The sequence below is a fragment of the Cardiobacterium sp. Marseille-Q4385 genome (assembly GCF_916618745.1).
Taxonomy (GTDB): domain Bacteria; phylum Pseudomonadota; class Gammaproteobacteria; order Cardiobacteriales; family Cardiobacteriaceae; genus Cardiobacterium.
Window position 1 is genome coordinate 1,603,346 of sequence record NZ_OU745373.1, and the last position, 13,948, is coordinate 1,617,293.

The window sequence follows — 13,948 nt, forward strand, 5'->3', positions numbered from 1 at the left end:
GGGGATTCCTTGTGGCTTGGATGGCGCGCGGTTGAGCGGGGCAACCGCGCGATTTTATCGGCGGGAGGGTGTTATTCCGCCCCTTTGAGCATTTTATTCAGCATCGGCACCATCACCAGCAGAACGAGGCCGGTAGCAATGGCGATCAGTGTGGTCAGAACGTAGAAAGAGGCCGGATTCTCCGCCTGATAGCAGGTGGAAAAGTATTTGCCGCCGAGGGTGAAACCGAGCGACAGGCTGAGGAAGTTTAGCGCCACCATCTGGGTTTTGAAGTGTTCCGGCGCGATGCGGGTGACGAAGGACAATGAAATCGGCGAAAGCAGGAGTTCGGCGAGTGTGTTGAACAGCACGGCAAGGGCCAGCACGAAAAGCGGCATTACCGTCCCGCTCATCAGGAAGGGAACGAAGACGAGATAGCTCAGGCTGAGGACAAAGAGCGATAGCGCGAATTTCAGTGGCGTTTTCGGTTGGCGTGCGCCGAGTTTCGTCCATACCGCTGCCATGATGCCGGAGAAGGCGATGACCCACAGGCTTTGCAGCGAGTCTTTCCACGAGACGGGGATGACGAAATCGCCGAAGGTGCGTTTTGCCGGCATCACTTCGTCAAAATAGACGGTAAAGGCGGTGTAGATTTGGAACCACAGCGCCCAGAAGATGCACATTGCGGAAAAGAGCGGGATGTAGGCCAAGATATAGCGGCGGTGTTCAGCGTCCACTTTGTCATCGTTCATCAGGCGGACGAAATAGCCGGTAACGGCGAAGACGACCACGACCAGCAGCACGGTGGCGAAGTTGTCCAGGCGCAGTTCCTTGAAGAATACGGCGGCGGCAATAAAGGAAGACACAATCAGCACGGCGGCAATGGCGATTTTGATGCTGTCCGGCGGTAACGGATTTGGTGCGCCGGTGCGCGGCAGATTGCGGCGACCGATGGCGTAAATCAGCAAACCAATGGCCATACCGATGGCAGCCGCGCCGAAGCCATAGTGAAAACCGCGCGTCGTTTGCAGCCAGCCGGTGATGATGGGGCCGAAAAAGCCGCCGACGTTGATGCCGAAATAGAAAATCGTAAAGCCGGCATCGCGTAGCGGACGCAGCGCGTCATCCTCATACAGCGAGCCGACCATCGAGCTGGAAGACGCCTTGACCCCACCGCTGCCCAGCGCTATCAGCACCAGACCGCAGATAAGCCCCGTCACCCCCGGCACGAGGGCAAGCGCGATATGACCGAGCATCACCGTCACCCCGGAATAGAAAAGGGTGCGCTCTGCGCCGAAGACGCGGTCAGCCGCCCAGCCGCCGAGAATGGTGGAAAGATACACGCTGCCGCCATAAGCACCCATGATGCCACCCGCGACGGTTTTATCGATGCCGAGGCCACCTTCGGTCGCCGCGTAATACAAGTAAATCATGAGGATGCCCTGCATCCCGTAGAAAGAGAAGCGCTCGAACATCTCAATGCTGAACAGCGAGAAGAGCTGGCGCGGATGGCCGAGGAAGGATTTGTGCAAATGCGTTGAAGCAGACATAGCGGGACTCCCGTTATAAGTGGTGAACTGCATCACGCGCCGACGGTGCGTGTGCATTCGGAGCATCCCACAGGGGATCGCCCCCGAACGCGCTGAATGTAGCACAAGAATCCACAAGTAAGCCACATAAAAAATAAGCATTGCTGTTAATCAGCCACAGCAAATAACATCTCAGCTTACTGCGGCTGCGCCTATAATCCGCCAATCTTCACTACCGCTTCTGCTTATGTCCAGTACGCCGCTTATTCTGCCGCGCCGCTGCCGCTTCCTCGGCTGGCTCGTCCGCACCCTCTACTATCGCCGCGTGAGCGTGCGCGGTGACAGCGTTAGCCGTCGCCCGACCCTCTTCCTCCTCAGCCACAGAAACGGCGCGACCGACGGGCAAATCTACATGACCGCCCTCGGCGATACGCCTTCGCTCATCTCCATCCAACTGCTGCGCCACTGGTATCTGCGCCTCTTTTTCGCCGGTATTCCGGTGGTGCGCGACAAAGACCGCATCCGCTACGGTATCGCTGCCGACGCCGTACCCTCGCCGGTGCGCGCCGCCATCGCACAAATCAAGAACGGCGGCAGCCTCTGCCTCTATCCCGAAGGCACCAGCGCCTGGCAGGCGCATCCCTTGCCCTACCATAACGGCATGGCAGTTATCGTCGCCCGTCTCAAAGCCGCCGGGGTGGATTTCGACGTGCAGCCGCTTGCCGCCTATTACAGCAAGCCGGACGGCTTCCGCAGCCGCGTCAGCATCATCGTCGGTACTGCCTTTCGCCCGCTGGGCGAAAGCATCGCCGATTTGCAGGCAGAACTCGCTAATGCCCTGGACTACATCAGCGTCAACGCCGCCGACAACGCTGCCTTTAACCGTATCCAGGCACGGGCCTGGCGGGGGGCGCGCGACGGTGCGGATTACGGTGCCGTCTTCCTGCGTACCCAGGCGGCAGAAAACACCGCGCAAAACTGTCCGGAAAAACCGCTTCCCGCCACCTGGCTCGTTACCCGTGCCTACCCGCCCGCAAATACCGTAGACCTCCGCGCCAGCAAAGCCGAACACCGCCCGTGGGCCAAGGTGCTGTTTGCTCTCGGTTTCCCGCTTATCGCCGCCGCGGCGTTACTCGCCGGGCGCGCCGCCGATGGTCGTAACAACACCACCTTCTTCCGCGTCCTCGGCGGCGCCGCTGCCGTCGTGCCGCAAATACTTCTCTGGCTCACTGCCTGTTACTGCGCGCCGCTGCCCGCGCTGCTGTGGCTCGTTCTCGGCATCTGTGGCTGGTATTACTACCCCGAACCGGCGCCTGTGCCGCTGGCAGAACATCCCGACGCCGCTGCGGATCATGCGGCAGACGAATAAGCTGCCTGTTGACGCTCGACCTGTGTAACGGATTCTTGCGGCAAAACGCCGCCGCAAAGTTGAGTATCAACGGGCTCTGATACATCCGCTTTACATTGCCGGCAAGCGCCTGTATGATGCGCGCCTCTTTCAATGGAGAGGTGGCCGAGAGGCTGAAGGCGCTCCCCTGCTAAGGGAGTATAGAGTTTATAGCTCTATCGGGGGTTCGAATCCCCCCCTCTCCGCCAGAACAACAAAACCACCGTCAGCGGTGGTTTTTTTGTACCCGAATGGCAGATGATGCGGATTTTTGCCCGCTGCTCCGGCAAGCGACTTTGCTATCATTACACGAACATTAACCACCCGTCCCGTCAATGTCCCGCCTGAACGCCATTCTCACCCGTCTCACACCGTTTTTCATCCATCCGGCCATCTTTTATTCGCTACTCGCCGCCTTTTTCGTGCTGTACCGTCCGCTGTCACCGGCGCTGCCGTGGTGGCAGGATGCGGTTGTCATCGTCCTCCTTGCCGTGCTGTGCGGCCTTGCGTACCACAGCAATCCGGTAGGACTGGATATCCCGATTATTATGTTCAGCGGCTTCGTCTATTCCGTTGAAGATCCGTATTTTTTCGCCCCGCCCATCCTCACCGCCCTATTCTTCTACCTCATTACCCTATGGCAGGACGTGCGCCGCAAAACCCCGCCGACGCGGCTTGAACTCGCCGCCGATTACACCGCCCACCTCGCCAACTTTGCCATCACCCTGCTGTGGCTGACGCTCGCCCGCGCCCATCCGCAATACACTGAGCTCGCCACCTACCTCATCATCATGACCCTGTTCAGTGGTGCCGCACTCCTCCACCGCACCGCAACAGCCCTCCGCCAACCCTAAGGAACCCCCATGCGCCGCCTCCCCGTTTACCTCGTTATCGACATCTCCGAAAGCATGGCTGGCGACAACCTGCGCCAGATGCAGGAAGGCATCGACCGCCTCATCAAAGCCCTGCGTGCTGACCCGTATGCGCTTGAAACCGTGCACCTCGGCGTTATTGCCTTTGCCGGTGTCGCGCGCACCATTGCGCCGCTCACCGAACTCTTCGCCTTCTACCCGCCGCGCCTGCCCATCGGCTCCGGTACCTCCCTCGGCACTGCGCTCGAACACGTCATGGCCGAAATCAAAAACAACGTCGTCGCCAACAGCCCCACACAAAAAGGCGACTACAAGCCCATGATCTACCTCATGACCGACGGCAAGGCGACCGACGACCCCGCCGCCGCCATTGCCCGCTGGCAGCGGGACTACCAAAGGCGCGCCACCCTTGTCACCATCGGCATCGGCCCCTTCGCCGACCTCGGCGCCCTGAGTAGCATCAGCGACCACACCCTGCGTCTTGATAATAACGACGAAGACGACTTCCGCACCTTCATCAACTGGATCTCCTCCTCCGTCTCCGCGCAAAGCAAAAGCCTTGGCGTGGACGTGCCGCTGACGCTCGACAAAAACGAAAGCCCGGCGCTCAGCCTCGTCAAAGACGCGATGGCTGCCGCCGCGCTGGACGAAAACTACGTCATCATCACCGGCCTCTGCGCCAAAACGCGCCTGCCATATTTGATGAAATACGAGCGGATGCCCGACATCGGCGACATCCCCTTCTTCACCAAACAGGCGCCGCAGGTGTACCGCTACGTCGGCGTCTATCCGGCGGAAAAAGACTACTTCGACTGGTCGGACACACGCGCCAATGCCAACACCATCGCCGCCTCCATGCTCGAAGGCGGTGGCGGCTGCCCGCACTGCGGCGCGACATACGGCCTCGCCACCTGCTCCTGCGGCCAAGTCTTCTGCGTGGACGGAGACGGAGAAGTCACCTGTCCCGGCTGTAACAAAACCATCTACATGGGTAGTGCCGAAGGCGACTTCGACATCGCCCGCTCACGAGGCTGACCATGACCCCGAAAACCCTCAAAGAATGGCTGCACCACGCCGACGACGAAATCCTTGCCCGCTTCATCGCCAATCACCAGAACCTCATCGCCCAGCTCATGCAGGCCTGGCAGCGCCAGCTCAACAAAGAACAAGCGGCCCACAACCTGCCGGATGACACAGCCATCACCAATAACCCCTCCCCGCTTGCCGATAACCCGGACGATATGGCGGACGACGCGACCGTCCCCCGTCCCCACGAAGGAGAGGACGACAAACAAACCGCCAGCGAAACCACAGCGACTGCTAGCATCACCCAAGAAACCCCGCAAACAGACGACGAATTCGCCCCGCTTGACCCCACAACCCCGGATACCGCCATGCCCTGCCCCGCCACCCCCACGCCTACCGCCGTGCAAACCCCGGTCATCCACCTGCCGCCATTGCCGAACGCCAACCAGGGACAGCCCTACGCATACACCCTGCCCGCCGACCTGCCCATCACCGGCCTCACCATCGAAAACGCCGACAGTGGCCTTGCCTGGGATGATGACACCCGCCGCATCTACGGCACCCCGACCGTGAGCGGCGACCTGACCATCTACATCACTCTGCGCGACAACGACAAAGAAGTCCCCATCCACCTCAACCTGCACATCAACCCCGATCCGAAAAGCCTGTGGCAAAACCTGCCCTCCGACCAGGACGCACCCTTTGCCAAACCTGACAGCGCCCACGAAGAACAAACCACCCCGCATGGCCGCCTCATCGCCGCCCGCCAGCGCGGCCGCTCACACGCCCACATCGGCAGCTACTGCGACGACGACTACCGCCTCCACTACCACGCCGCGAGCGGCCTGCACCTCCTTACCGTTGCCGACGGGGCCGGCAGTGCCGCCCATTCCCGCTACGGCTCACAACAGGCGGTTGAAGCCGTCAAAAACACCATCATCGCCCTGCTGGACGACACCGACAAACCACACTACAGACTCGCCCACGTCGATCCCGCGCAGCGCGAAAAAATCGCCGCCAACCTCATCAGCCACGCCCTGCATGCCGCGCACAAAGCCCACCTCGAAGCCGCACAACAACACGGCCTCGAAGCCAAAAGCCTTTCCTGCACCCTGCTCATCGGCCTTGCCGTCGCCCTGCCGGACGGCAGCTGGTACCACGCCGCCTACCAGGTTGGCGATGGCGCCGCTGCCCTGTGGCAGCCGGAAAGCGGCACCCTGCACCTGCTCGGCGAAGCCGACAGCGGCGCCTATTCCGGCGAAACCCAATTCCTCAGCCGTGCCCAGCTCGACGAAGCCGACATCGCCCGCCGCATCCGTCACCACAACGACGCCGCGCCATACATCCTCATCCTTATGACCGACGGCGTCTCCGACCCCAAATTCGAAACCGACGCCGGCCTGAAAAACCCCGCACTGTGGCAGGCACTGTGGCAAGAACTAAAAACCCCGCTCGCCGATCCAGCACCCGATACCGCCCTGCTTGACTGGCTGGGCTTCTGGTCCAGAGGCAACCACGACGACCGCACCATCGCCCTCCTCATCCCCGCCGACAAGGAAAGCGCATGAACAAAAACATCATCACCCTCACCGCAACCAACGGCCAGACCATCCGCTTCATCGACGAAGTCAAAGCCCAGGGCGGCATGAAAGACGTCAAATTCTCGCCGGATGGCGACTACGTCGTCGCCTTCTTCCGCGAAAAAGCCGACCCGGCCACGCGCGAACGCCTGGAAATGATCACCGGCCAATACCGCGAGCGCATCTTCAACCAGGAAGGCGGCAACTACCTGAAAAACCTCTACTGCTGGCCGACTGCTGTCGTCGAATACGAAAACCGCCTCGGCGTCGTCGTCCCCTTTTACCGTAGCAACTTCTTCTTCCAGTACGGCAGCAGAAACCACGACATGCTCAACATCAAGGGCAAAGAAAAAGACGGCAAATGGTTCGCGAGCGCCAACAACCGCAACAAATACCTTGACCCGCGCGAACTTGGCGACTGGATGCGCCACCTGAAAATCTGCCTCATGCTGGCGCGCGCCGTGCGCCGCATGCACATGGCCGGCCTCTCGCACAGCGACCTCGGCTACAAAAACTGCCTGATTGACCCGACCACGGGGCAAGCCTGCCTCATCGACATCGACGGCCTCGTTGTGCCCGGCAAACACCCACCAACCGTAGTCGGCACCCCAGATTTCATCGCCCCGGAAGTCGTTGAAACCGCCCATCTCGACAAAGATGACCCCAAACGCAAATTGCCGAGCCGTAGCACCGACCTGCACGCACTTTCCGTCCTCATCTACATGTACCTGCTCTACCGCCACCCGCTCCGGGGCGACAAAATCCACGATGCGAACGACAGCCAGCGCGACGAAGAACTGAGCATGGGCAGCCAGGCTCTCTTTATCGAACACCCGATGGATACCAGCAACCGCATCAAAACCGCGCAACTCAAAGCGAGCGAACTGCCGTGGAAAGACACTGCGAAAACCCCCTACACCCTGTGCGGCCCCTACATCGCGAAACTCTTCGAGCGCGCCTTCATTGATGGCCTGCACAACCCACCTGCGCGACCGACCGCCGACGAATGGGAACACGCGCTCGTCAAAACCGTTGACCTGCTGCAACCCTGCGGCAACGAGCAATGCGAGCAAAAGTGGTACGCCTTCGACAACAGCCGCAGCCCGCGCTGCCCCTTCTGCGGCACGGCGCACAGCGGCAAATTGCCGGTCCTGAACCTCTACTCGCAGGCGCCCGGCGGCAGCTACCGTCCGGATAACCACCGCATCATGGTATACAGCGGCCAATCCCTCTTCCGCTGGCACGCCGACAGCCGCGTCTTCCCCAACGAAAAACTGGCGGCGGCGGATGCCAAACGCGTCGGCTACTTCGTGCAGCACAATGGCGACTGGTGGCTGGTCAACGAACAACTACCGGATTGCTACGACGTACAAGGCAAAACCGCCATTCCGCCCGGCGGCAAAATCAAACTGGAAGAAGGCGCACAAATCCTCCTGCAAAAAGGCGAAGGTGGCCGCCTGCTGATGGTGCAGATGGCGGGAGCATAGCTGCCAAGCGGCATAAATACTGGCCCTGCCAAGCGGCGTAAACACTGAGCCCGCCAAGCGGCGTAGTTACTGGGCCCGTCAAGCAGCGTAGTTACTGGGCCCGCCAAGCGGCGTAAACACTGGGCCCGCCAAGCGGCGTAAACACTGGGCCCGCCAAGCGGTGCAAATACTGGACCCGCCAAGCGGTGAAAACACTGGACCCGCCAAGCGGTGCAAATACTGGACCCGCCAAGCGGTGAAAACACTGGACCCGCCAAGCGACGAAAACATTAACTCCGCCAAGTATCCACGAAGGTGATTTTCTTGCTATGTGCGAGGAAGATTGGAAAGAGATTTTGCGCGCAGGTTTCAGAAATCGTGCTGCTGCGCCCAACCAAGAAAGCGCTGGTGCAGTGCGGCGAGTTGGTGATAAGTTGCGGGGATGCCGCTTTCGTTGTTGACGATGAAATTGGCGCGACGTAGGCGCTCCTCACGTGAAATTTGTGCGGCGATGATGGCGGCGATAGCGTCGCACCGTTGCCGGTCACGCTGGCTGCCGCGCAATAGCTGTGTGGCTGCGGAGACATCCACGACCAAGACAAGATCACAGAGTACATCCAGTCCGTTTTCCAGCAACAGGGGGGCACTAAGCAAGCGGTAAGGTTCAGGCGGTGCCGCCTGCAATTGTTGCAGCAAGCGGTGACGAATGGCGGGCTGCATGATGGCATTCAGGCGGTTACGGGCAGCATCGTCTATAAAAGCGCGTACCCGCAGCACACCACGGTTGAGGTCGCCATCGGCGGTCAGAATATCGCGGCCAAACACGTCGGCCAGTTCCTGCAACAGCGGAGAGTCATTAGCGACAACTTCCCGTGCAATGATATCGGCATCAATGACGGCAACAGAACGGGCGGCAAACCAGTCGCTACATAAAGTCTTGCCACTGGCTATGCCGCCCGTCAATCCAATAATCATGAATGCTAGAGGGACAGGCCGGTTAGCGCTGCGATTCGTCCGCCATACATGAAAGTAAGCCAGCCGGCGATGGCCAGATAAGGACCAAAGGCCATCGGAATACTACGGCCAATACGATTAATAATGGCGAAGATAAGCCCGGTCACTGCCGAGAAGAACAGAATAAACGGCAGCATGGCAATCCCCTGCCAGGCACAAAGCAGCGCCAGCAGTTTGAAATCACCATAGCCCATTCCTTCCTTACCAGTTATCAGGCGGAATACCCAATATACCGACCACAATGAAAGATAGCCGACAATGGCTCCAATCACACTGGTATGCAAACTGACAAAGAGACCACCATGAATGCAGGCTGCGATAATACCAAGCCACATAAACGGCAGGGTTATCACATCAGGCAACAGCTGTTTTTCTGCATCAATGAAAATCATGGCAAGCAGTGCCCATGTCAACAGCAGGGCAAAAATTAGTTGCCATGGATCGGGGTAACGCAGCACAACCAGAATACTCAGCACGCCGCACAGTAATTCCACCAATAAATAACGGATAGATATCTTTGTGCCACAGCCGACACAGCGACCGCGTTGCAAGAGATAACTCACGATAGGAATATTCTGCCAGAAACGAATGTGGGTACCGCAATTTGGACAATGCGACCCCGGAAACATCAGATTGAAGGTTTCCGTTGTTTTGAAAGGATTATTGTCTCCACCTTCCGTTTCACCATGCAGGATCTCCCAAGCGTACATTTTCTCTTCGCGCTCCATCATGACGGGCAGGCGATAGATAACGACGTTGAGAAAACTCCCCACCATCAAACCCCAAACGCCAATCAGCACAATGCCGAAAGGCGTTTGGAAAAAAACGGCGTCTAAAGACATCATTAGAACAATTGACCCAGATTGAAGATAGGCAGGTACATCGCGATAATCAAGCCGCCAATGACAATCGCCAAGAATGCCATAATTGCCGGTTCGATCATGGCGGTCAGGTTATCAATACGCCAATCCAGTTCTTCTTCGTAATAAGTTGCAACCCGTCCCAGCATCTCACCCAAGTTACCGGATTCCTCACCGATGGCGGTCATTTGTACGGCAATCGTCGGGAATAAACCGGTATTTTTCATGGCAAAGCTCATTTGCTGACCGTTTTGCACGTCATCACGAATTTCATAAACCGCTCTTTCAAAGAGGACGCTGCCGGTTGCCGGTGCCGTTGCCTGCAAACCGCGCATTAACGGGACACCAGCATTAAACAAAGTAGACATGGTACGGGCGAAACGGGCATTGGCGCCGCATTTCAAAATTCCACCGATAACGGGCGTCTTGAACATGACAATATTGGTTTTTTCCTGCAGGTTTTTATTACGCCGTTTTATCCAGAAAAACAGATAGCAGAAGAAGATGAAGGCAATAAAGAAGTAAATTCCTTTTTGCACCATAAAGTTGGACATTCCCACGACCATTTGTGTCAATCCAGGCAATTCTCCACCATTGGCAGTGAAGAATTCAGCAAATACCGGGACGACTTTAATTAATAGAATTGCTGTTACAACAACCGCAAAAACCATAACAATTGCCGGATAGGTTAGAGCTTTTTTCACTTTTTTCTTGGTCGCTTCACCTTTTTCCAGGTTCAGAGCGATATTATCCATGGTGGACTCCAGCATACCAGCATCTTCACCCGCAGCGATCAAGCTCGTATAAAGATCGTCAAACTGCAGAGGGTGTGCCCGCATGGCTTCTGCCAAAGTTGCGCCGTTCTGGATACGTTCGTACAGATCAAAAACCATTTCCCGCATGGCCAAAGGCTTTTCAATACTTTCACCGACCAAATCCAAAGCGCGCAAAACCGGCATCCCCGCGCGCAGCATGGTCGCCATCTGACGGGTAAAAAACAGGATATCTTTACTCTTAATTTTCCCTTTGGATTCAAAGAGGGGTTTGGGTTTCTCTTTGACCGAGACATTAACCAATCCCTGTTTGGCTAGAAATGCCTTTAATACAGCATCATTTTTAGCATCGTTTTCACCGGAAATTTCTTTTCCCAGTTTGTTTCTGCCTTTCCATTGATAGGTCTTTAGTTCTTTTTTCGTTTCCATGGTGACTCCTTAACTAGTTAGTCTGTGGTGACGCGTAAAATTTCTTCAATACTGGTGAGGCCTTGGCGTACCTTGTTAAGCGCTGATTGACGCAAATCCCAGTATCCTTCTTTCTGGCATTGTTCGGCGATATCGGCTGCTGATGCATTGTGCAGGATCATTTCCGATAGTGATTCTGAAATGGGGACTACCTGATAAATACCTGCACGTCCGCGATATCCCTGATAGCTGCAGCGCTCGCAGCCTTTGGGGGCGTAAATGCGCAAATCATCAATTTCATCTTCGGCAAATCCCAAAGCTACCAGTTCGTCATGACTATGCCGACGATCGCGTATTTTGCAGTTACCGCACAAGCGGCGAGTCAAGCGTTGCGCCATGATCAGGTTGACGCTCGCCGCGATGTTATAGGACGGAATGCCGATATTGACGAGACGGGCGATCGTTTGTGGCACGTCGTTGGTGTGCAGGGTGGAAAGCACCAAGTGTCCTGTTTGTGCTGCTTTTACAGCAATCTCACCCGTCACAATATCCCGGATTTCCCCGACCATAATGATATCGGGGTCTTGTCGCAGAAAAGCCTTGAGGGCAGCGGCGAAATCGAGTCCTGTTTTGGGATTGACGTTGACCTGATTGATACCGGGCAAGTTGATTTCTACCGGGTCTTCCGCAGTGGAGATATTGACGGTTGGTTTATTCAGGATAGACAGCCCTGTATAAAGGGATACGGTTTTACCGGAACCCGTCGGACCGGTAACCAGCACCAATCCTTGAGGCTTACTGATAGCGTCTAGATAATGCTGTTTTTGATCCGGCTCGAAGCCCAAAACATCTATATTTAGTTTTGCAGCCGAGCTATCCAAAATACGCAATACAATTTTTTCGCCCCACAGCGTAGGCAGTGAACTGACCCGAAAGTCTATAGCCTTGGTTTCGGAAACTTGCAATTTTATCCGGCCATCTTGCGGCACGCGTTTTTCGGCGATGTCTAAGCTGGCCATAACTTTCAGACGAGCAGTAATCCGGTTGGCGATATTGGGCGGTGGCGCGGCAACTTCCTGCAAAACACCATCCCGACGGAAACGTACCCGATAGCTGGTTTCATAGGGTTCGAAATGCAAGTCCGAGGCACCCGTACGGATAGCATCAAGCAGCATACCGGATACAAAGCGAACAACAGGCGCTTCTTCTTCCGTTCCAGGCATGCCAGCGAGCGCTTCGCTGATAGCATTGATATTTTGTTCTTGGTTTTCGTCATCCTCAAAGATTTGTTCCATGCCGCTTACGCCGGCATAGTGATCCTCGATGAGCGCTTCGATTACACCCATATCGGCAATAATGGGCTCTACGGAAGTGAATTTCCCTTGATATTTGAATTCATCCAGCATCATGCGATTGGATGGATCAAAAGTAGCAATAAACAGGCGACCACCTGCCGCGTAAAACGGCAGAGCCATATGTTTGCGGACAATGGCTTCTTTGAATTGTGCTGTCAATTCCCGGCGAATATCCATTTCCCGCAACATGACATATGGAAGATTATAGACTTCCCGATTTATCTTTGATAACCGAGAGCCATCTAGCAATCCATCGCTAAGTAATTGTTGAAGAAAATTGCCACGTTTTTTCTGTACGCTAATCTGCACTTCCCTGATTTGTTCGGGGGTACAGATTTTATGCTGCACCATATAACCAATTAAGGGATCATAATCGCTCATGCCATAACCTTCCTGTTGTCGCCTGCGAATGTTTTAAGAAAATTGCCCAGCATTTGATGGCCGCATTCGGTCATAAAAGATTCGGGGTGGAATTGCACGCCTTCCATCATGAGTGAGGGATGGCGCATTCCCATCACGACTTGCTGGTCACCGTCGAATGACCAGGCGGTCATCATGAAACCCTGCGGTAATTGCTGCGGCGGTACTGCTAATGAATGGTAGCGCACGACTTGCACGGGATTAGGCAAATCGCGAAAAACGCCCTCGCCCTTATGAAAAACCGTCGAGGTTTTTCCGTGCATCACCATCGGTGCTCTTGTGACCGTGCCACCAAACACGTACCCCATGCATTGGTGACCCAAACACACGCCAAGTATCGGAATTTCTCCGGCAAAGGCACGGATGATGGCGTTTGCCCCTTCTGCTTCAGCGGGGGAACAGGGGCCGGGGCCGATAACGATGTAATCAGGCGACAGTGTGTGTGCTTGTTCCGGGGTGATTTCGTCATTACGATAGACAACCGTCTCCTGCCCCAGTTCAGCAAAGTACTGTACGAGGTTGTAGGTGAACGAATCGTAATTATCTATCATCAAAAGCACAGCAAAATCCCGCCTTATCTAAACAAATTGCAATTATAGCACCATCTTTTGTGCAAATGATACATATCGAACAGGAACCCGCCTTCGTCTTGCACCGCCGTCCTTACAAGGAAAATCATTATTTAATTGATGTACTTAGCGTACATTATGGCTGTTTTCGTGCCAGTGTACGCATCCCGCAGCAGCGAACGCACCGCCAGACTCATATTTATGCCCCTTTTCATTTATTAGCTGTATCAGGACAGCGAAAGGGGGAACTTGCCAGTTTATGGCAGGCGGAGGTCCAGGGCAGTTTTATCCCGCCGGCCGGTCAGCCTCTGCTAAACGCTCACTACCTGAACGAAATTCTTTTGGGCCTGTTGCCGATGGACGATCCCGTGCCGCAATTGTTTTATCAATATGCCCAAGCCCTGCAATCTCCAGATGCCTCTGCGTTGCGCCGCTTTGAATACGCCTTGTTGATGCACTTGGGCTTGCTGCCGGAGATGCAGGGGCATGCACCCTATTATTCCCTGGATAGCAGCGGAGATACGGCGGTACTGTGTGCCGCAGCGCAGGGCTATCGCCGTGAGATATTGCAGGGATTATTGCAGGGGGATCCTGATTGGTCCCATCCGGATACGCGACATTTATTACAGCGACTTGTGCATCTCTATAGTCAGCGGCGCGCCAATACCCGTAAAACCACCATCGCGCTAAAACAGCTCCTGCAAAGGTAA

The 13,948-nt window shown here is 56.0% G+C and carries 12 protein-coding genes and 1 tRNA gene; 7 read left to right on the top strand and 6 right to left on the bottom strand.

Features of this window, described 5'->3' with window-relative positions:
• Positions 1–71 precede the first annotated feature (71 nt).
• The gene (locus LG374_RS07835) at positions 72–1,529 is read right to left on the bottom strand and encodes a peptide MFS transporter (protein ID WP_225757170.1); all 1,458 of its coding nucleotides are present in this window, start codon (positions 1,527–1,529) and stop codon (positions 72–74) included.
• Positions 1,530–1,755: 226 nt separating this feature from the next.
• Between LG374_RS07835 and LG374_RS07840 the strand changes: the two genes are divergently transcribed.
• The 6 genes from LG374_RS07840 (at position 1,756) to LG374_RS07865 (ending at position 7,860) form a co-directional block, all read left to right on the top strand.
• Complete coding sequence (locus LG374_RS07840; RefSeq protein WP_225757171.1) at positions 1,756–2,877, top strand: hypothetical protein; 1,122 nt, start codon at positions 1,756–1,758, stop codon at positions 2,875–2,877.
• 134 nt (positions 2,878–3,011) lie between these two features.
• Positions 3,012–3,104 (top strand) — tRNA-Ser (locus tag LG374_RS07845).
• A gap of 126 nt (positions 3,105–3,230) precedes the next feature.
• Positions 3,231–3,749 carry a hypothetical protein gene (locus tag LG374_RS07850; RefSeq protein ID WP_225757172.1) on the top strand — a complete coding sequence of 173 codons (519 nt, stop codon included), beginning with the start codon at positions 3,231–3,233 and terminating at the stop codon, positions 3,747–3,749.
• A 9-nt stretch (positions 3,750–3,758) separates the two neighbouring features.
• Positions 3,759–4,802, top strand: a complete 1,044-nt coding sequence (locus LG374_RS07855) for a TerY-C metal binding domain-containing protein (RefSeq protein WP_225757173.1) — start codon at positions 3,759–3,761, stop codon at positions 4,800–4,802.
• Positions 4,803–4,804: 2 nt separating this feature from the next.
• Positions 4,805–6,361 carry a protein phosphatase 2C domain-containing protein gene (locus LG374_RS07860; protein WP_225757174.1) on the top strand — a complete coding sequence of 519 codons (1,557 nt, stop codon included), beginning with the start codon at positions 4,805–4,807 and terminating at the stop codon, positions 6,359–6,361.
• Positions 6,358–7,860 (top strand): helix-hairpin-helix domain-containing protein, encoded by a 1,503-nt coding sequence (locus LG374_RS07865; RefSeq protein ID WP_225757175.1) that lies wholly within the window; start codon positions 6,358–6,360, stop codon positions 7,858–7,860. Before LG374_RS07860 ends, LG374_RS07865 begins: the two co-directional genes overlap by 4 nt.
• A 348-nt stretch (positions 7,861–8,208) precedes the next feature.
• Here the strand turns inward: LG374_RS07865 and coaE are convergent, their stop codons facing one another.
• From coaE to LG374_RS07890, 5 genes are read right to left on the bottom strand one after another with little or no spacing between them, the layout of a single operon-like run.
• The gene (coaE, locus tag LG374_RS07870; RefSeq protein WP_225757176.1) at positions 8,209–8,814 is read right to left on the bottom strand and encodes a dephospho-CoA kinase; all 606 of its coding nucleotides are present in this window, start codon (positions 8,812–8,814) and stop codon (positions 8,209–8,211) included.
• Between the two features lie 5 nt (positions 8,815–8,819).
• Positions 8,820–9,695, bottom strand: a complete 876-nt coding sequence (locus tag LG374_RS07875) for an A24 family peptidase (protein ID WP_370639334.1) — start codon at positions 9,693–9,695, stop codon at positions 8,820–8,822.
• A 2-nt stretch (positions 9,696–9,697) separates the two neighbouring features.
• Positions 9,698–10,915 (bottom strand): type II secretion system F family protein, encoded by a 1,218-nt coding sequence (locus LG374_RS07880; RefSeq protein ID WP_225757178.1) that lies wholly within the window; start codon positions 10,913–10,915, stop codon positions 9,698–9,700.
• Between the two features lie 17 nt (positions 10,916–10,932).
• Entirely contained in the window at positions 10,933–12,630 is a 1,698-nt protein-coding gene (pilB, locus tag LG374_RS07885; RefSeq protein WP_225757179.1) for a type IV-A pilus assembly ATPase PilB, read from the bottom strand.
• Entirely contained in the window at positions 12,627–13,229 is a 603-nt protein-coding gene (locus LG374_RS07890; protein ID WP_225757180.1) for an aminodeoxychorismate/anthranilate synthase component II, read from the bottom strand. The genes pilB and LG374_RS07890 overlap by 4 nt, the downstream gene beginning before the upstream one ends.
• A 56-nt stretch (positions 13,230–13,285) precedes the next feature.
• Between LG374_RS07890 and LG374_RS07895 the strand changes: the two genes are divergently transcribed.
• The gene (locus LG374_RS07895) at positions 13,286–13,948 is read left to right on the top strand and encodes a DNA repair protein RecO (protein WP_225757181.1); all 663 of its coding nucleotides are present in this window, start codon (positions 13,286–13,288) and stop codon (positions 13,946–13,948) included.